Here is a 535-nt window from a genome sequence, read left to right on the forward strand (position 1 = left end):
TGTTGCAAGGGACGCCCCACCGCCTCCTGCAAGCAGTGGCAAGGCTGAATGGTTTGCTGATAGCGCTCCAGCATCCGTCGCCACCCCAGATAGTGCTCAAGGTATTTGGTGGCAACCCCGTGGAATCGCGCCATCCAAAGTTTCAAGCGGCTATGGTAGGCATTCACATGCTGAATATGGAACGCCCCCTCGCGTACCCGCTGTCCCGCCTTGGCATGCACGACTTGATGGGTGATGCCATGTTGCTTGGCAAAGGTCGAGTACACGGCAGCACCGTCCGAACACAGGATGGCATCGCTATCTACCAAGGGGGCTAAAGCCGCTGCCACATGAGCGCCATTGAGCCTCTTCAGCTTGAAGTCCGCCGTATGCCCCTCTCGGTCCCGCACCACCATGATGGGAATCTGATCCGGTCCGGCTCCCCGGGTTTGGCCAACGCCATCCCGCTGGCGCGACACGCGTGGGAGGTGTCGCTGCCCTTTGAATGATTCCAGGATGAAGGTCTCATCCACTTCGACGATCCCCCGGGCCTGCG

Annotated in this window: 1 protein-coding gene; it reads right to left on the reverse strand. The window is 60.2% G+C overall.

Going from position 1 to position 535, the window contains the following annotated elements; translation table 11 throughout:
• A partial coding sequence (locus C2I19_RS00235) for an IS1595 family transposase (protein ID WP_146056703.1) occupies nucleotides 1-535 on the reverse strand: 535 nt, incomplete at both ends.

Source organism: Chromobacterium alticapitis (assembly GCF_002924365.1).
GTDB lineage: Bacteria > Pseudomonadota > Gammaproteobacteria > Burkholderiales > Chromobacteriaceae > Chromobacterium > Chromobacterium alticapitis.